A 16527-nucleotide genomic window follows, 5' to 3' on the forward strand; every position below is an offset into this window, starting at 1 on the left:
TTTATTCCTAAATCTTACAAAAAACAACAAGATGTTTACAAACACAATTACAATAAAAACTGTTTCGAAAAAAACACTGGGAGACCTTCATACTCCCATGAATATTTATCTTAAGATCAGGGATAAATTCCGTGATACCATCCTTCTGGAAAGCTCGGATTCAAAAAGTATTGATAATAATTTTTCCTTTATTGCGGTCAATGCTATTGCGGGTATTGAGGTGAAAAACCTCGATGAATATGAAATCAAGCTTCCTGCTTCGTCTCCTGTAAAACAACAGATCGGTAACCAGAAGATCACCGATCTATTTGAAAATTTCAGGAATATTTTTACCTGCGAAAAAACGAATGATCCGATAGAGCAGACAGCTCAGAGCCTTTTTGGCTATACAAGCTTTGAAGCGGTTCAGTTTTTTGAAAACATCAATCTTAAACCACAAAGCAAGGAAGTTGAAATTCCTGTGATGAGATACAGATTATATCAATATGTGATTGCTATCAACCATTTCAACGATGAAATGCATATTATTGAAAACTTTATTGATGGGATAAAATCTGAACTTAATCTTTTAGAAAATCTTATTAAAAATCAGAATACTCCGGTTTATCCTTTTGAGAAAACGAGCGAGGAAACCTCTAATATCACCAATGAAGAGTATCTTGAACTGGTAAAGACAGCTCAGAAACACTGTATGCGGGGAGATGTCTTCCAGCTGGTTCTGAGCAGAAGATTTGAACAGAAATTCAAAGGAGATGAATTCAATGTATACCGTGCGCTGAGAAACATAAACCCTTCCCCTTACCTGTTCTATTTTGATTACGGAAATTACAAATTATTCGGATCAAGTCCTGAAAGCCAGTTGATCATCAAAAATAACAAAGCGATCATTCACCCGATTGCCGGAACTTCGAAGAGAACAGGAAATTTTGAAGCGGATCTTGAAGCGATCGAAGTTTTAAAGGCTGATCCCAAAGAAAATGCAGAACATACCATGCTGGTGGATCTGGCCAGAAATGATTTGGGAAAGCTTGGAAAAAATGTAACCGTTACTAAACTTAAGGAAATTCAGCTGTTCTCTCACGTTATTCATATGGTGAGTGAAGTGACAGCAGATGTTGAAGATAATATCAATCCTCTTGAAATGGTTTCTGCCACTTTCCCTCAGGGAACACTGAGCGGTGCACCAAAGCATAAAGCGCTTCAGCTGATCAATCAATACGAAAAAGATTCCCGTGGATATTATGGCGGCTGTATCGGAATTATCGGTTTAAATGGAACCTGCAACCAGGCTATTATGATCAGAACTTTTTTAAGCAAAAACAACACTTTATTTTATCAAGCTGGTGCCGGACTTGTTGCCAAATCTGTCCCTGAGAGCGAACTGCAGGAAGTCAACAACAAACTGAATGCATTAAAAAAAGCCGTAGAAAAAGCTGAAAAAATAGTTGAAAAATAAATAACCCAGCAATAAAGCATCTAGCATCTAGCATCTAGCATCTAGCAAAAAAACAGCAACTCCTAACAAAAAAGCAATGAACAACAATATAAACACTCAACAGCCGCCGCTTAAAGTTCTCGTTTTTGATAATTACGACAGCTTCACCTATAACCTTGTTCAGATTATTGAAAGAATTCTGAATCATAGGGTGGATGTGGTAAGAAATGATCAGATAACTCTTGAAGAGGTTGGAACATATGACAAAATCATTCTTTCTCCCGGTCCCGGAATTCCTGAAGAAGCAGGTATTTTATTAAGCCTTATTAAGGAATATGCTCCTACAAAAAGTATTCTTGGAGTATGTCTTGGTCAGCAGGCCATTGCAGAGGCTTTCGGAGGAAGTCTGATTAACCTGACTGAAATTTTCCATGGAGTGGCAACCACTACTGAACTGGTAAAAGAAAACACCAAACTGTTCAAAGATTTACATTCAGGACTGGAAGTGGGGAGATACCACAGCTGGGCAGTCAATCCTGAAGGCTTCCCCGAAGAACTGGAAATTACCGCTGTAGATAAAGACGGAATGATCATGGCTTTACAGCACAAAACCTATGATGTACACGGAGTACAGTTTCATCCTGAAAGTATTTTAACGCCGGAAGGAGAAGTAATTATTAAAAACTTCCTGTTGTCATGAAAACCTTTGAAACCCCTGCAACAACAATAAAAACACCACAAATGAAAGAAATACTGCAATACCTGTTTAACCATAATACGCTGTCTAAATCTGAAGCCAAGGCTATGATGATTGAAATTGCGCAGAACAAATTCAATGCTGCGGAAGTAACCGCTTTCATCAGCGTTTTCCTGATGCGAAGCATCACATTGAAAGAACTGGAAGGATTCAGAGAAGCATTATTACAGATGGCGGTTTCTGTAGATCTTGATGCCAGTGATGCCATCGACATTGTAGGAACCGGAGGTGACGGAAAAGATACTATCAATATCTCCACTCTGGCCAGCTTTGTAGTGGCAGGAGCCGGACAAAAGGTAACCAAACATGGGAATTACGGTGCTTCTACCGTTACAGGTTCATCAAATGTACTTGAAGAGCTGGGTTATCAGTTTAAAAACAGCTCAGAACAATTGAATGAAGACCTTGAAAGAGCCAACATCTGCTTTTTACATGCTCCTCATTTTCACCCTGCACTGCAATCGGTGGGATTATTAAGAAAATCTTTGGGATTGAGAACATTTTTTAATCTGCTGGGACCGTTAGTAAATCCGGCAAAACCCAAATATTCAATGATTGGAGTTTATAATCTGGAAATCGCAAGGATTTATCAGTATCTCCTGCAAAAAGAAGAACGTGAGTTTATGCTGGTACATGGTCTTGACGGATATGATGAAATAAGCCTTACTGATGACAGCAAAATCATCACAAAAAAAGGGGAAGAAATCTATTCTGCGGAAGATTTAGGTTTCAGTCCGGTAACGCTTGAGGATATTAAAGCAGGAAATTCTATTCAGGAAACAGCAAAAATATTTATGAATATTTTAGATGGAAAAGGTACGGAGCAGCAGAACTCAGTAATCCTTGCCAACGCTTCGGTAGCCCTTTATAGCACTCATAAATTCGGGAGTTATGAAGACTGCCTTCTGCTGGCTAAAGAAAGTTTACAAAGTGGAAAAGCATTGAATAGTTTTAATCTTTTAATTCATTAATCTTATTATTTTTTTTACCATTAAGAAATTTTAAACACAAAAAAATGACCATACTGGATAAAATTATTGAACGAAAAAAAGAGGAAGTTGCCACGGCAAAATCGCGCATTTCTCCTGACCGGTTAAAAAGCACAGCTTTTTTTGGAAGACCAACTTATTCATTGAAAGAATCCATCCAAACTAAAAGTGGTATCATCGCTGAGTTTAAAAGACAATCACCATCAAAAGGAATCATCAACAACCGTGTTGAGCCTTTGGACGTGGTTTCAGCATACGAAAGCTTTGGAGCCAGCGGAATTTCTATCCTTACTGATTACGATTTCTTCGGAGGAAATTTAAATGATATTCTAAATGTAAGAAATGATATTAATATTCCGATTTTACGAAAAGATTTCATGATTGATGAATATCAGTTTTACGAAGCCAAAAGTATTGGTGCGGATGTCATTTTACTGATTGCATCTTGCCTTTCACCTTCTCAAGTAGAGGAATTTACTGATCTTGCGCACGAGCTCAAAATGGAAGTGTTACTGGAAATTCATACAGAAGAAGAACTGAAGCATTTCAATACAAAAATTGACTTAGTAGGGATCAATAACAGAAATCTTAAAGATTTTAAGGTCGATCTTCAACATTCTGTTCAGTTAAAAAACCAACTTCCGAAAGAAGTTTTATCCGTGGCAGAAAGCGGTATCTACAGTCTTGAAGATTTTAAGTTTTTAAGAGAAAAAGGATTTGATGGTTTCCTGATGGGTGAATACTTTATGAAAAACGCCAAGCCGGCCAAAGCTTTTGAAGAATTTTCTTCCCAAATTGTAAATCAGTAATAATGAGCCTGCAACCAACACTTTCAAACGTGCCCCCTCAACTCAAAGTCTGCGGTCTTACAAAACCGGATCAGATTCAGGAGCTGATTTCTATGAATGTAGATTTTCTTGGATTTATCTTCTATCAGAAATCACCGAGATATGTTCTGGACCATTTGAGTAGGGAAGAAATTTCCGCTATTAAACATCATGGAAAAGTAGGTGTCTTTGTCAATGAAAAAACCGATGTCATTGTAAAAACTGTTCAGCTGGCAGGATTGAATTTCGTACAGCTTCACGGTGATGAAAGTAATGATTTCATTGTCGATTTAAGACAAAAACTAAATCCTGAAGTAGGAATTATCAAAGTAATAAGAGTAGGAAAAAATGATGAGGGTAACAAAGATAAGATAGTACCAACACTTTCTTCCTGTGTGCCGCACGTAAACTTTTATCTTTTTGATACAGACAGTAAAGCGTTTGGAGGAACAGGAGAACAATTTGACTGGAATATTCTGAATGAATTGGAGATTCCACTTCCCTACTTTTTAAGCGGTGGTATCTCTGAAGAAAATATCGGAAATATAAAAACATTACAGCAGCGGCCTTTCGCTTTAGACATCAATTCGAAGTTTGAGACGGAACCGGGAAATAAAAATATCAGCAGCATAAAAAAATTCAGAGAATTATACCAGAACAACCGATAATCTGTACTATAAATACACACAATGATGAACATACACTTATTAAAAAAGACATTTTATAAAACATTATTTCCACCCAAATTTGGAAATGAGAAAATACAGAACCTGTACCACTTTGTTTCTCAAAACGACAGCAATATTGAACACTGGGAAGTGGGCGGGCTGTTGTCTGAATTTGTGAGTATCATTAAAGATTTTGAAGAAAGTGATATTCAGTATTTTTTTGAGAGGATATCCTTATGGAACAGTTATTATCTGGTGATTATTTCCGATAAATTTTTAGAAGCTCACGTAAAATCAGTGATAAAATATGATTTGGGAAAAATTTATGCTAAAATATTTCTGCTGTATGAAGATTCCGATCCCTATTTTCTCATTGACAATCTGGAAATTGCTATTACAATGTACCAGTCTACAATAGATAAAGCAACCTTAATTGATTTGATGCATAAAATAGAATTGTTATATTACAAAAAGCTGATCACCAAGCAGCAATACGATTATCATCTCACATTTATTAACAGTTTGAACCCATGAAATATCAGATAAAAGAAACGAAAGATTTAACGGAAAGCGAGATTGAACATATTCTCAAACTTTGGGATATTTCTGCCTGGAACAATATGAAATCAATCTATTTCCGCTCTTTTTTTAAAGATTCGGAATTCCATTTTCTGTTGGATGCCTCAGACAATATCCTTGCCGTTATGAGGGTAAATTTTGATTTTATCTTAAGAATACGAGACACAGAATATACTTTTGCAGAAGCAGTAGGACTGGTAGCCGCTCATAGAAAGCAAGGATATGGTGCGGATCTGGTCCGGAGTTTCAAAGAAAATGTCAGTCTGAGAAATATAGAGACCATAGGTTTTTGTCATGCTGAACTTCGTCCCTTTTATGAAAAATGTAATGTGGAGATTCTCCATGACAAAGCCAAAATGATCAAAGAAAGTATTGGCTCGGAATGGGTGAATGCTGAGGATGATGATATTTTGATTTTTCATATGTCAATGGAAAAAAAAGAACTGCTTAACCAGCTAAGTTCACAAAACAACGCTTATTTAATGACTAAAGAATAAAAAATGAATTATAAAAATCCCGATGAAAACGGATATTACGGAGAGTTTGGAGGCGCCTTTATCCCCGAAATGCTTTATCCTAATGTAGAAGAACTGCAAAAAAATTATCTTGATATTATAGAATCTGAAGACTTCCAGTCCGAATATCAGGATTTGCTTAAAAACTATGTGGGACGTGCTACGCCATTATATTTCGCTAAAAATCTAAGTGATAAATATAAAACTCAAATTTACTTAAAGAGAGAAGACCTCAACCATACCGGAGCTCATAAGATCAATAATGCGCTCGGACAGGTTCTATTGGCAAAACGGCTGGGAAAAACCAGAATTATTGCTGAAACGGGAGCAGGACAGCATGGCGTTGCTACCGCTACAGCCTGTGCCTTATTAGGTCTGGAATGCATTGTCTACATGGGAGAAATTGATATCCAGAGACAGGCCCCGAATGTGGCAAGAATGAAAATGCTGGGTGCAGAAGTTGTAGCAGCTACTTCAGGTTCAAAAACCCTTAAAGATGCGGTTAATGAAGCATTAAGAGATTGGATCAACAATCCTGTAACCACACATTACGTGATTGGAAGTGTAGTAGGACCTCATCCTTTTCCTGATTTGGTTGCCAGATTTCAAAGTATTATTTCAAAAGAAATTAAAGAACAGCTCAAAGAAAAAACAGGAAGAGAAAACCCGGATTATGTGATTGCCTGTGTTGGGGGTGGAAGTAATGCTGCAGGAACTTTCTATCATTTTGTAGAGGAAAAAGAAGTACAAATTATTGCTGCCGAAGCCGGAGGATTAGGAGTGAATTCCGGGAAATCTGCGGCAACTACATTTTTAGGAACGCTGGGAGTGCTTCACGGAAGCAAAAGCCTTGTCATGCAGACGGAAGACGGACAGGTTATTGAGCCCCATTCTATTTCTGCAGGCCTGGATTATCCGGGTATAGGCCCTTTCCATGCGCATTTATTTAAAGAAAAAAGAGCAGAATTCTTTAGCATTAATGATGAAGAAGCTTTACGGTGTGCTTTTGAACTTACCCGGCTGGAAGGAATTATTCCTGCATTGGAAAGCTCTCATGCCCTGGCAGTTTTAGACAAGAAAAAGTTTAATGAAGATGATATTGTGGTTATTTGTCTGAGTGGCCGCGGAGATAAGGATATGGAAACCTATTTGAAAAATCTGTAAAATGTCGGACGTAGAATGTACAATGTATTTCCCCGGCCGGAATTCATTACATTATACTTTGTACATTACACTTTAATACAATAAAAAATGAAAAAACTAAATATATATTTCACAGCAGGAATTCCTCAACTGGAAGATACTGCTGATATTATACAACTGATTCAGGATTCCGGAGCAGATATGATTGAAATCGGAATGCCCTATTCTGATCCTGTGGCAGACGGACCTGTCATCCAGAAAGCTCATGAACAGGCTCTACAAAACGGAATGACCATTGAAAAACTCCTGTCTCAACTAAAAGCCATCAAAAACGAAATCAAAATTCCGGTTATTCTGATGGGTTATATCAATCCTGTATTAAGCTTCGGGTTTGAAAAATTCTGTGCAGCATGTGCGGAAAGTGGTGTTTCAGGGCTGATTCTTCCTGACCTCCCTCCTATTGAGTTTGAGAAAAACTATCAGCATATTTTAAAGCAATATAATCTCAATTTCACATTCCTTGTTACTCCGGAAACATCTGATGAAAGGATGATGTATCTGGATTCCTTAAGCTCAGGTTTTCTTTATGCAGTAAGCTCCTCTTCTACTACAGGAAATGCAAATGCTGTGGTAAAAAATGAGGATTACCTTTCCAGAATAGCATCTCTTCCGCTTAAAAACCCTGTAATGATCGGATTTGGAATTAAGTCCAAAGAAGATTTTGAAAACGTTACGGAAAAAGCAGATGGCGGTATTATCGGGACAGCTTTTGTAAACATCCTTCTTCAGGATAAAGACTGGAAGAAGAGTGCCATAGATTTTATCCATTCCATAAAAGGGTAAAATTCACTAAATTTGTATATCAAAAATTGAAATGAATACAAATCAGAATAAAGCAGTAGAATTTGAAGATTTAGGAATCAGAGAATATCAGCCAGCCTGGGATTATCAGGAACAGCTGATGAAAAACATTATTGATACCAAAATAAAAAACAGAGATCTTCCTGCTGAGCAGCACAGTACAACGCCCAACCATCTTCTTTTTGTGGAGCATCCGCATGTTTATACGCTGGGAAAAAGCGGACACGAAGAAAATATGCTTGCCGGTATTGATAAGCTGAAAGAAATTGATGCTACTTTCGTTAAAGTAAACCGTGGCGGAGATATTACGTATCATGGTTACGGACAGGTTGTAGGCTACCCTATTCTGGATCTTGAAAACTTTTTCACGGATATTCATTTGTATATGAGAAATCTGGAAGAAGTGATCATCCGAACCATTGCCGAATATGGTATTAAAGGAGAACGCTCGCCCGGAGAAACCGGAGTATGGCTGGATGTAGGAAAACCTTATGCCAGAAAAATGTGCGCTATGGGAGTGAAAGCATCCCGATGGGTTACCCTTCATGGTTTCGCATTGAATGTGAATACCGATATGCGTTATTTTGAATACATCATCCCATGCGGAATTAAGGATAAGCAGGTTACTTCTTTAAAAAGAGAGCTTGAGAGGGAACTCACGCCAGAAGAAATGGAAGAACTGAAAGCTAAGATCAGAAAACATTTTGCAGATGTTTTTCAGGCGGAATTGATCTACAAATAATCTTGGCACATTAAGACATACCAAAACCCGGTTTCAGTTATTGAAACCGGGTTTTTAGTTTAAATTCGATTGTTATTCTTTGGATTGCATAGATTCCTAGAATACACCAAATGATGGATAGATGATGCGTACACTAGATGTGCTTTAGTCAGCTAAAACAGATATATTTATCCACCTTGTCTATTCCGTAGGAATCCAAACCGCAAAAATGACAGATTTAACAATTTTAAAATTTTCCTTTTTTTCTATTAATTCACCATCAAAATCACCAGCATTTATACCATTTTCAAGATTATATAATCAAAAATATAGCACAATTATGAATTTTTTAAATAAAATGCTTGCAAGTATTTTATTTTTTATTACTTTTAATATCACAAAATAGTGAACTATCACCACTGCAAAGTTCACTTACAATTAACCACCAAAATATAAAAACTATGAAAAAATTTCTGTTATCCATGATGGTATTCGTGACAATGCTGTCATTCAATGCCTGCTCAGATTCAAGCGCCAATCAGGATCCTAATCTTGTAGCCAAAGAGTCTAACGAAGTTGCCATGAAAGATTTCGGTAAAACTGTTCCGGTAGGGATAGAAAAAGAAGACGGGAAGTTTAGAGTTTCCTTTATGGTTTCAGCGCAGCCGTATCACCTTAAAGATACAAAGGAAAATGCGGGATATATCTCTATGATCAAAGAAGCTGTAGAAAATGAAACTCCTGTTCAGATTTTTCTGAAAGCCAATTCTAACGAAATCGCAAAGGTAGACAAAGCAACTGCTGATGACATCCGTTATTTCAAATCTGTATTCAATAAAGAAGAGAGGGGCGACAGCAAAAAAGCAGTAAGTGTTATTCCAAACCTTGCCACTTTGAACAGCTTATTCACCCAGATCAAAAATCAGGCTTGCGGAACTTCTACAGCGTCCTCACCGTGTATTACTTTCAGATATCCTGTTGACGGATGCTATGCAAGAGCTCATAAAATGAGACAAATCCTTCTTAATGCAGGTTATGACTGCGAGAAGCAGTTCGTTTACGGTAACCTTAGAGCTTCTACAGGAACCTGCTGTGTATCCTGGGTATATCACGTAGCCATTTTGGTAAGCTTTAAAAATGCTTCCGGAATTGTTGAGAAAAGAATTATAGATCCTTCATTATTCTCCAGCGGACCTGTAACAGATACTGCATGGAGAGCTGCGTGTACCAATACAAGCTGCGGATCTGCTTCTGTTTCTTCTTATGCCAATACAGCAGGAAATGTATACTACAGAAGCCCATCCGGTTCTTTACTGTATGATAATAACTATGTTAATACCAATTGTGTATTGAATATTTTCTCATCCCTTTCAGGATGCTCCCCTTCTCCTGCACCTAGCGTAGGAAGCTGTGGATTTTAATTAACTTCTATAGAGCTCCTGCCTTATTTTACTATATTGCAGGAGCTTTTCTCTAAAACTTTTGTTATGAAAGCCTGGTCCTATCTACTATTACTTCTGTTTATGATTATATCCTGTTCCGGTAATTCCAGTTCACAGAACTTAACCTGGTATAATAATGCCACCATTTCAAATATTACCGAAGATCCTGACAAACCGAATGAGCTTGTGCGCGTTTCCATTGGAATAAGTGCTCAGGTTTTTTATCTCTCGAAAAAATCAGCGGATTATAAGGACCTTCTTGAAAAAGCCACGCAAAGCTTTAAAAAAAGTAAGACTTATAATATTGGTATTGAAAATAAAACCAATATCATCAAAGAAATCAAAGAAGTGAAATAATCAGGCTTATCTGATTACAGAAATTCCAGCATCTACTTTTATCTCGGCTCCATGAATGTAGGAAGCTTCTTCTGAAGCCAGAAACAGAACTACACTAGCTATTTCTGACGGTTCACCCTGCCTCTTAAAAGGTATTGTAGGGATGATATCCTCTATGGCATTTTCTATCTGTTCTCCGGTTAAACCTGTATTATTGAAAATATTGGTTTTAATATGTCCGGGGCTTACTCCATTGACACGAATTCCACGTTCGGTAAGTTCTACGGCAAAAGTTTTGATCATCGACTGCACCGCAGATTTTGCCGCAGAATATACTGAAAAATTAGGCATGGCAATCTCCGTTGCCACTGAAGTATTGAATATGACAGAACTACCGTTTTTCATCATAGGCAATATCTGCTGTACTGTGAAAAATGGCCCTTTCACCAGCATATTAAAGAGTTCATCAAACTGCTTTTCATCTACATATTCTACAGGAGCAAATCTGCCGTATCCTGCATTGGGAAATACCAGATCAATATGTTCAGTATATTTTCTTACTTCCTGCTGAAGGTTCATCAGATCTTTCATATTTCCTGCATCAGATACAATTCCTGATGCCATTTCCGCTAGCTTTTGTAAAGCTATGCTCACCGTTTCTTCACTTCTTCCTGTGATGATAACTTTCCCTCCTTCTTCAATAAATTTCTGGGCCGTAGCCAATCCCATCCCATTGGTTCCTCCCGTGATTAAAGCGGTTTTGTTTTTAAATCTCTGCATTGTTTTTTATTTAAATTTCCACTACAAAGATTGGAATACTCCTCTGCTGAAAAAATCCGGATCTTGCTGAAATACATAAAAATTAATCTGTACGCTCCTCTTGTCTTCTTCTTATTGCCTTTTTAAAGTTCATCAATAATTGCCATCAATAAAATCTTTCAAAATTAAATTGCGCACAATTAAATTGGCTTTATCTTTGTAATGTTAATTGAGTCAGGATACAAAACTGAAGTTAATATTCAACAAATAGTTTAATTTAAAACAAAAAGAAAAATGTCATTAATAGAAAATCTAAACTGGAGACATGCCGTAAAAGCTTATGATCCTACCAAAAAAGTATCACAGGAAGATCTTAATACAATTCTTGAATCAGCAAGACTGGCTCCTACTTCATCGGGATTGCAGCCCTTCCGAATTATTGTAGTGGAAAATCAGGAACTGAAAGAAAAAATGGTAGCAGGCGCTTTGAATCCTGAAGTCATGAGAGACTCATCTCACGTTTTGGTCTTCGCAGCATGGGACAGCTATTCTAATGAAAAAATTGACAAAGTTTACGACTATCATACCGATGTAAGAGACCTTCCAAGAGGCCGTTTCGGAAGTTATACCGATAAAATCAAGGAAATATACGGAGCTCAGACTCCTGAAGAGCATTTTGCACATACTGCACGCCAGACCTATATTGCCCTAGGAATTGCTCTTGCTCAGGCTGCCGAACTTAAAATCGACAGTACCCCGGCAGAAGGATTCAGCAATGAATTAGTAGATGAAGTACTTGGCTTAAAAGAATTAGGACTTAAAAGTGTAAGTCTTTTATATCTGGGATACCGTGATGAAGCTAATGACTGGCTGTCTTCTATGAAAAAAGTCAGAATTCCAATGGATGAATTTATTATAAAAAAGTAATACCTTCATCGAATCTTTCGTACTCAAACATTATGGAAAATCCGAAAACACCCAAACTTGAAAACCAGATCTGCTTCCCACTCTATGTAATTGCCAAGGAAATTACAGGGCTTTACCGTCCTTTCCTTGATGAGCTGGGCATTACCTATCCGCAGTATCTTGTAATGATGATATTATGGGACGGCGACGGACTTACAGTAACCCATATTGGAGAAAAACTGTTTCTGGACAGTGGTACTTTGACCCCTCTTCTTAAAAGACTGGAGTCTAAAGGATTTATCATCAGAAAAAGAAAAAAAGAGGACGAAAGAGTGGTTGAAGTTTTTTTAGACGAAGCAGGAAAAGAGCTTCAGCAGAAAGCTTGTGAAATTCCGGGAAAAATTCAGGAAAGACTGGGAATACAACCGGAAGAGCTGCTGCATCTTAAAGATACCGTATTAAAAATATTAAACAAAATAGAACACAAATGAAAACATTGTACACTACCAAAGTAACGGCCCAGGGGGGCAGAAACGGACATGTAAAAAGTGAAAACGGAGTTTTGGAACTTGATGTAAGAATGCCAAAAGCATTAGGAGGGGCCAACGATGATTTTGCCAATCCGGAGATGCTTTTTGCAGCAGGATATTCTGCATGTTTCGATAGTGCTTTGAACAGAGTAATCAGTCTCTCCAAAGTGAAGACCGGAGAAACAACAGTAACCGCACAGGTGAGCATCGGACAAATTGAAAACGGAGGTTTCGGACTTGCCGCTGAACTGGATGTCAATATTCCCGGAGTTTCTCTTGAAGAAGCTCAGGCTTTAACAGAAAAGGCACACCAGATCTGCCCTTACTCTAATGCTACCAGAAATAATATGGAGGTGAAACTTTCAGTAACCAACAACGATTAATCCAATTTTTTTAAGCATAGTTATAACGAAAGGAGCTGTTTCCGTGGAAACAGCTCCTTTTAATTTTTTCATTATATGATTTAACGACAGATTTCGCAGATGAGCACAGATAATTGAGGATATTTTCATGCAGATAATGTAAGAATTTTCCCTCATCCTTCCTATTAATTACCTTCTGTCTTTCATTACATCACTTTTCTGATAGGCATCTACTTTTCTGTAAGAATCGTTTTTCTCTTTTTCTTTTTTATCGGAAATCAGAATTCCGAAAAGATGGTCAATTTCATGCTGAAAAATAACCGCCGTGAAACCCTCAACGATTTCTGAATACCTTTGCCCTTTCAGATCAACATATTCCAGCTGAATGACTTTGCTTCTGTAAAACTGATCTCTGAATTCAGGAATAGACAAATCGCCTTCAGGACCAAGATTCTGCAAATCGGAACGCCAAACAATAACCGGATTGATAAAGTATTCCAGTGGAGTGCCTTCTTTATCGAAACGCTGTACCCAGATGATTTTTCTGTTGATACCCACCTGAGGTGCTGCAATGCCTACTCCGCCATCAGTTGAAAGAAGAGATTCTTTCATTCTTTTTACCAGTACAGCTGTATTGGGGTCAAGAGGATCTGCTTCTGAAGAAATGCTCAGCAATGTTTTATGCTGATTCGAATCGGTAGTCTGGTAAATCGGTAAAGCGGTGTTTATATCTCCCTGATTGATGATGGAAAGCTCATTGGAAGTGAGTTTCTGTGCATTTAACAGTCCGATAAAAAAGATCAGGAGGACGGATAATTTCTTCATGTTTTTTGAATGTGATACAAAGGTAAATATTGTGGAGTAAAAATAATTTGTTTACCGTGGAATTTTAAGTTTTGGCTAAAGCCAATGAATATTTTAATTAAAAATAGTCGGGCTAAAGCCCGACCCTATTGAATATAATGTAGTAAAGAATCTCACAATAATTTAACAGTGAGATTCTTCATTGGTCAGAATCACACTTTTATAAGATTAAAAAGTCTTCGTCATATCCGAGGGAATAATCAGATTAAAGTCTGTAGGGATATAATCTTTGGCAGGAACTTTCAGTTCAGGATCATCTGATTCAAAAACGGAGATTACTGCCATTTTAAGATTAGGATTTTTCTGTTTGATGTACCAATAGATTCCACCAAATTCTTTGCTGTGATAGTTTCCGTTATAATGGATGAAGGTTTTTCCGGCCTGATAATTTTTCAGGATAGATTCTGCCATTGTTGCATCTTTTGTAGCCTGAGCGGAGATGAAATTCATCACTTTTGTACCTTCGGCATGGTCACCCATCATCTTTTTCATTTCCGGATATCCCGGAGTGTCTAAAGTTACTTTGATTGGCAGCTGAGCGATGTATGTTTTCTCTTTTTCGCTTAATTTATTTAAAGATTCGAGACCTTCTTTTGCGGTTTGGGAGGCATATCTTCTTGGGATATTCGTGGCAATAAAACTGAGCTTTTTATCTTTAGCAAAATCTACCAAAGGTTTATAATCTGTTGCATAATTATTCCATAAACGGGCTGAATCTTTCAGTGTTTTAGCATCAAATTTTCCGTTTAAATATTGATCCAGCTGAGCCTGATTGTCTCTTTCAAACATTTCTGCCCCCAACATGACCTGGCCATTCTTTTTAGCAAACAAAGCTTCTGTAATTTTAAGCTGAAGCCAGTGATTGATAGAGCTGTTATGATTTTCGCCAAAAAACACCACATCATAGGCAGCCAGTTCTTTGACCAGCTTATCTGTCTTTACTTCTTTTCCTTTTTTATCATAAAACTGATACGCCTTAAAATCCTGCGCTTTCAATACGCAGAAGCCGGCAAGCAGTATCGCTATGAAAATATTTTTCATTCTATTTTATATTTAATCACAAATTACACAAATATTCAGATCGCATGCAATAAAAAAGACCGCTTTGAATTTTACAAACAAAACGGTCTCATTCAAATCATCTAATTATTATTGCTCTAATGCTGCTACCAGGTCCTTCCACTCCTGAAGTTCAGGAATTCCCGGTTTTCTTTTTCCGAAGAACTGAACAATGAAATCTCCTTCACTGTTGAATACTTCGATAGCCGTTACTTCTCCGTCTTCAGTTGGTTTTTTAACGATCCAAGCTTCTGCAATTTTCGTTACATCAAGGTGTAAGTTGAAATCAGGATCCATTATGTTGAACCACTGCTGGTGCCAAAGTGTTTTCTTCACATTTCCTGTGTGGATCTGGATAATTCCTCTGTTTCCAACAAAAACCATAATTGGTGTATTTTTTTCAGATGCATCTTCAAGGATATTCACTACTTTAGCATTATCAATTTTCTTAGCAAAGCCTTCCGGAGCCAGTCTTAATGCCTGAGTTCTGCTTACGCCGTATTTTCTGGTCATCATGAAGAAATCATGAGTATCTTTCAATTCTGTCCAGGCTTTTTTGAAACCTTCCACATCAATATCTGAATCTGCTTTTTCAGCCTGTTTTGGCGCTACTGCTTCAAAAACCAATGTCTGGTTCTGATCTTCAGCTCTGTATTTTTCTACAATAGCATCAAAAGCGGCTTCATTGCTGTCTTTTGTTACATAAATCTTGTGAAGTGCCAAGCCGTCTTTTCCGAAAAACTGAAGGCTTTTCTTGTCTCCTTCCAGCACTGCAAAAGCAAATTTCCAGTGGTTAAGGAAAATTCTGAGATCAATATCTTCTCCCACAAAAAGCTGTGCATGAGGGCTGCTGAAATCTCCGTTCAGATACGTTCCTTTTCTTTCATGAACACATTCATCATTACGGGTAAGCGCCATTACTTTTCCCAACTGTTCTGCTTCTGTAAGAATTTCCTTAAAATCCGGCTTCAGGACAGTAACTCCTTCTCCGATGCTTGTTGCCAGTAACTCAGCTTCACTTACTTCTAACTGTGCTGCTGCATTTCTTATTCTGATATGTGGATTTTCTGCTTTCAGAGCTTCCCATTTTTCCTTTAAATCATTAACTAATGTGCTCATTACTTTACTTTTTTATGGTTAAAATTGTATAAATTCTTCGTATTGTTTCGTTTCCTGTTTTGCTTTTTATTTCTTCTTCTTTCTCTGAAGTTTTCATTCTTTTAAAGTGGCTTCTGGAGATCAGCTCTTCCATTTCGCCGTTGCTGTACAAGGTGAAGTCATATTCCGTAAACGGCAGCTTTTCCATAAATTCTCTTTGTCCGAAGGTGAGAACGAATGTTCCGTCATCTTTTAAAACCCTGTAGATCTCATTTAAAAATTCAACCGGATTTTCCCAGAAATAAACTGTGTTTACGGTAAATATTTTATCAAAAGATCTATCCCGAAAAGGGAGCTTTTTACCCTCATACAGAACAAAATCTGCCTCGCTTTCAAATTCTTTATTGAGCCTTTTGGCTTCATTGTGCATGGTTTCGGAAATATCAATTCCTGTGTACCTGAGGTTTTTAGCGAGACTCATGATGCTTTTGAGGTGTGCGGCATTTCCGTGTCCTATCTCAAGGATTTGCTGATCATCTTCTATCACGAGTGTTTTGATACTTTCTAACGTCATGCTGATGTTCGTGGCATTCATCATTTCACCAATCTCGATGCCTTTTTCACCCTGAGGATTGGCAAGATTCTGAGCGAGGATTTTGAGTTCTTCTTTTTCCAT

20 protein-coding genes are annotated in these 16527 nt (G+C 37.5%); 15 read left to right on the top strand and 5 right to left on the bottom strand.

All coding sequences use genetic code 11. The annotated features are described in order from the left end of the window. The first annotated feature begins 31 nt into the window (after positions 1-31). From BLW74_RS20100 to BLW74_RS20155, 12 genes are all read left to right on the top strand, one after another. Complete coding sequence (locus BLW74_RS20100) at positions 32-1456, top strand: anthranilate synthase component I family protein (protein WP_089695670.1); 1425 nt, start codon at positions 32-34, stop codon at positions 1454-1456. A 76-nt stretch (positions 1457-1532) separates the two neighbouring features. Continuing rightward, the gene (locus tag BLW74_RS20105) at positions 1533-2135 is read left to right on the top strand and encodes an anthranilate synthase component II (protein WP_089695673.1); all 603 of its coding nucleotides are present in this window, start codon (positions 1533-1535) and stop codon (positions 2133-2135) included. Positions 2136-2176: 41 nt separating this feature from the next. Continuing rightward, positions 2177-3163: an anthranilate phosphoribosyltransferase gene (gene trpD, locus BLW74_RS20110; RefSeq protein WP_089696186.1), complete on the top strand. Its 987-nt coding sequence runs from the start codon at positions 2177-2179 to the stop codon at positions 3161-3163. Positions 3164-3207: 44 nt separating this feature from the next. Continuing rightward, positions 3208-3990, top strand: a complete 783-nt coding sequence (gene trpC, locus BLW74_RS20115) for an indole-3-glycerol phosphate synthase TrpC (RefSeq protein WP_089695677.1) — start codon at positions 3208-3210, stop codon at positions 3988-3990. Between the two features lie 2 nt (positions 3991-3992). Next, positions 3993-4676, top strand: coding sequence for a phosphoribosylanthranilate isomerase (locus BLW74_RS20120; protein WP_089695681.1), 684 nt, complete (start codon positions 3993-3995; stop codon positions 4674-4676). A 21-nt stretch (positions 4677-4697) separates the two neighbouring features. Next, positions 4698-5210: a hypothetical protein gene (locus BLW74_RS20125; protein ID WP_089695684.1), complete on the top strand. Its 513-nt coding sequence runs from the start codon at positions 4698-4700 to the stop codon at positions 5208-5210. Continuing rightward, a complete protein-coding gene (locus BLW74_RS20130; RefSeq protein WP_089695687.1) occupies positions 5207-5752 on the top strand; it encodes a GNAT family N-acetyltransferase in 546 nt (181 codons plus the stop codon). The genes BLW74_RS20125 and BLW74_RS20130 overlap by 4 nt, the downstream gene beginning before the upstream one ends. Positions 5753-5755: 3 nt before the next feature. Continuing rightward, positions 5756-6934, top strand: a complete 1179-nt coding sequence (trpB, locus tag BLW74_RS20135) for a tryptophan synthase subunit beta (protein WP_089695692.1) — start codon at positions 5756-5758, stop codon at positions 6932-6934. Positions 6935-7021: 87 nt separating this feature from the next. Beyond that, the gene (trpA, locus tag BLW74_RS20140; RefSeq protein ID WP_089695695.1) at positions 7022-7756 is read left to right on the top strand and encodes a tryptophan synthase subunit alpha; all 735 of its coding nucleotides are present in this window, start codon (positions 7022-7024) and stop codon (positions 7754-7756) included. 31 nt (positions 7757-7787) lie between these two features. Further along, the gene (lipB, locus tag BLW74_RS20145) at positions 7788-8516 is read left to right on the top strand and encodes a lipoyl(octanoyl) transferase LipB (protein WP_089695698.1); all 729 of its coding nucleotides are present in this window, start codon (positions 7788-7790) and stop codon (positions 8514-8516) included. A gap of 440 nt (positions 8517-8956) precedes the next feature. Continuing rightward, on the top strand, positions 8957-9916 hold the full coding sequence (locus BLW74_RS20150; RefSeq protein WP_089695701.1) for a protein-glutamine glutaminase: 960 nt from the start codon (positions 8957-8959) through the stop codon (positions 9914-9916). Between the two features lie 66 nt (positions 9917-9982). Then, complete coding sequence (locus tag BLW74_RS20155; RefSeq protein WP_089695704.1) at positions 9983-10294, top strand: hypothetical protein; 312 nt, start codon at positions 9983-9985, stop codon at positions 10292-10294. A 6-nt stretch (positions 10295-10300) separates the two neighbouring features. Here the strand turns inward: BLW74_RS20155 and BLW74_RS20160 are convergent, their stop codons facing one another. After that, positions 10301-11053, bottom strand: a complete 753-nt coding sequence (locus tag BLW74_RS20160; protein ID WP_089695708.1) for an SDR family oxidoreductase — start codon at positions 11051-11053, stop codon at positions 10301-10303. Positions 11054-11326: 273 nt separating this feature from the next. Here BLW74_RS20160 and BLW74_RS20165 point away from each other — a divergent pair, with 273 nt between their 5' ends. The 3 genes from BLW74_RS20165 to BLW74_RS20175 are packed head-to-tail and all read left to right on the top strand — an operon-like array spanning position 11327 to position 12851. Further along, positions 11327-11959, top strand: coding sequence for an NAD(P)H-dependent oxidoreductase (locus BLW74_RS20165; RefSeq protein ID WP_089695711.1), 633 nt, complete (start codon positions 11327-11329; stop codon positions 11957-11959). Positions 11960-11991: 32 nt separating this feature from the next. After that, positions 11992-12429: a MarR family winged helix-turn-helix transcriptional regulator gene (locus tag BLW74_RS20170; RefSeq protein ID WP_089695964.1), complete on the top strand. Its 438-nt coding sequence runs from the start codon at positions 11992-11994 to the stop codon at positions 12427-12429. Next, positions 12426-12851: an organic hydroperoxide resistance protein gene (locus BLW74_RS20175; protein WP_089695967.1), complete on the top strand. Its 426-nt coding sequence runs from the start codon at positions 12426-12428 to the stop codon at positions 12849-12851. The genes BLW74_RS20170 and BLW74_RS20175 overlap by 4 nt, the downstream gene beginning before the upstream one ends. Before the next feature lie 168 nt (positions 12852-13019). Here BLW74_RS20175 and BLW74_RS20180 read toward each other — a convergent pair whose 3' ends face one another. From BLW74_RS20180 to BLW74_RS20195, 4 genes are all read right to left on the bottom strand, one after another. Beyond that, positions 13020-13655, bottom strand: a complete 636-nt coding sequence (locus tag BLW74_RS20180) for a peptide deformylase (protein ID WP_089695970.1) — start codon at positions 13653-13655, stop codon at positions 13020-13022. 207 nt (positions 13656-13862) lie between these two features. Continuing rightward, positions 13863-14735, bottom strand: coding sequence for a ChaN family lipoprotein (locus BLW74_RS20185; protein ID WP_089695972.1), 873 nt, complete (start codon positions 14733-14735; stop codon positions 13863-13865). Positions 14736-14843: 108 nt separating this feature from the next. Continuing rightward, complete coding sequence (locus BLW74_RS20190; RefSeq protein WP_089695976.1) at positions 14844-15872, bottom strand: hemin-degrading factor; 1029 nt, start codon at positions 15870-15872, stop codon at positions 14844-14846. A 4-nt stretch (positions 15873-15876) separates the two neighbouring features. Beyond that, positions 15877-16527, bottom strand: a complete 651-nt coding sequence (locus BLW74_RS20195) for a class I SAM-dependent methyltransferase (protein ID WP_089695979.1) — start codon at positions 16525-16527, stop codon at positions 15877-15879.

Source organism: Chryseobacterium culicis, from assembly GCF_900108365.1.
Classification (GTDB): domain Bacteria; phylum Bacteroidota; class Bacteroidia; order Flavobacteriales; family Weeksellaceae; genus Chryseobacterium; species Chryseobacterium culicis.

What these genes read in the sequence shown, in the direction of transcription:
- BLW74_RS20100 (WP_089695670.1), top strand. Translation starts at nt 32, where the DNA reads ATGTTTACAAACACAATTACAATAAAAACTGTTTCGAAAAAAACACTG.
- BLW74_RS20105 (WP_089695673.1), top strand. Translation starts at nt 1,533, where the DNA reads ATGAACAACAATATAAACACTCAACAGCCGCCGCTTAAAGTTCTCGTT.
- trpD (WP_089696186.1), top strand. Translation starts at nt 2,177, where the DNA reads ATGAAAGAAATACTGCAATACCTGTTTAACCATAATACGCTGTCTAAA.
- trpC (WP_089695677.1), top strand. Translation starts at nt 3,208, where the DNA reads ATGACCATACTGGATAAAATTATTGAACGAAAAAAAGAGGAAGTTGCC.
- BLW74_RS20120 (WP_089695681.1), top strand. Translation starts at nt 3,993, where the DNA reads ATGAGCCTGCAACCAACACTTTCAAACGTGCCCCCTCAACTCAAAGTC.
- BLW74_RS20125 (WP_089695684.1), top strand. Translation starts at nt 4,698, where the DNA reads ATGATGAACATACACTTATTAAAAAAGACATTTTATAAAACATTATTT.
- BLW74_RS20130 (WP_089695687.1), top strand. Translation starts at nt 5,207, where the DNA reads ATGAAATATCAGATAAAAGAAACGAAAGATTTAACGGAAAGCGAGATT.
- trpB (WP_089695692.1), top strand. Translation starts at nt 5,756, where the DNA reads ATGAATTATAAAAATCCCGATGAAAACGGATATTACGGAGAGTTTGGA.
- trpA (WP_089695695.1), top strand. Translation starts at nt 7,022, where the DNA reads ATGAAAAAACTAAATATATATTTCACAGCAGGAATTCCTCAACTGGAA.
- lipB (WP_089695698.1), top strand. Translation starts at nt 7,788, where the DNA reads ATGAATACAAATCAGAATAAAGCAGTAGAATTTGAAGATTTAGGAATC.
- BLW74_RS20150 (WP_089695701.1), top strand. Translation starts at nt 8,957, where the DNA reads ATGAAAAAATTTCTGTTATCCATGATGGTATTCGTGACAATGCTGTCA.
- BLW74_RS20155 (WP_089695704.1), top strand. Translation starts at nt 9,983, where the DNA reads ATGAAAGCCTGGTCCTATCTACTATTACTTCTGTTTATGATTATATCC.
- BLW74_RS20160 (WP_089695708.1), bottom strand. Translation starts at nt 11,053, where the DNA reads ATGCAGAGATTTAAAAACAAAACCGCTTTAATCACGGGAGGAACCAAT.
- BLW74_RS20165 (WP_089695711.1), top strand. Translation starts at nt 11,327, where the DNA reads ATGTCATTAATAGAAAATCTAAACTGGAGACATGCCGTAAAAGCTTAT.
- BLW74_RS20170 (WP_089695964.1), top strand. Translation starts at nt 11,992, where the DNA reads ATGGAAAATCCGAAAACACCCAAACTTGAAAACCAGATCTGCTTCCCA.
- BLW74_RS20175 (WP_089695967.1), top strand. Translation starts at nt 12,426, where the DNA reads ATGAAAACATTGTACACTACCAAAGTAACGGCCCAGGGGGGCAGAAAC.
- BLW74_RS20180 (WP_089695970.1), bottom strand. Translation starts at nt 13,655, where the DNA reads ATGAAGAAATTATCCGTCCTCCTGATCTTTTTTATCGGACTGTTAAAT.
- BLW74_RS20185 (WP_089695972.1), bottom strand. Translation starts at nt 14,735, where the DNA reads ATGAAAAATATTTTCATAGCGATACTGCTTGCCGGCTTCTGCGTATTG.
- BLW74_RS20190 (WP_089695976.1), bottom strand. Translation starts at nt 15,872, where the DNA reads ATGAGCACATTAGTTAATGATTTAAAGGAAAAATGGGAAGCTCTGAAA.
- BLW74_RS20195 (WP_089695979.1), bottom strand. Translation starts at nt 16,527, where the DNA reads ATGGAAAAAGAAGAACTCAAAATCCTCGCTCAGAATCTTGCCAATCCT.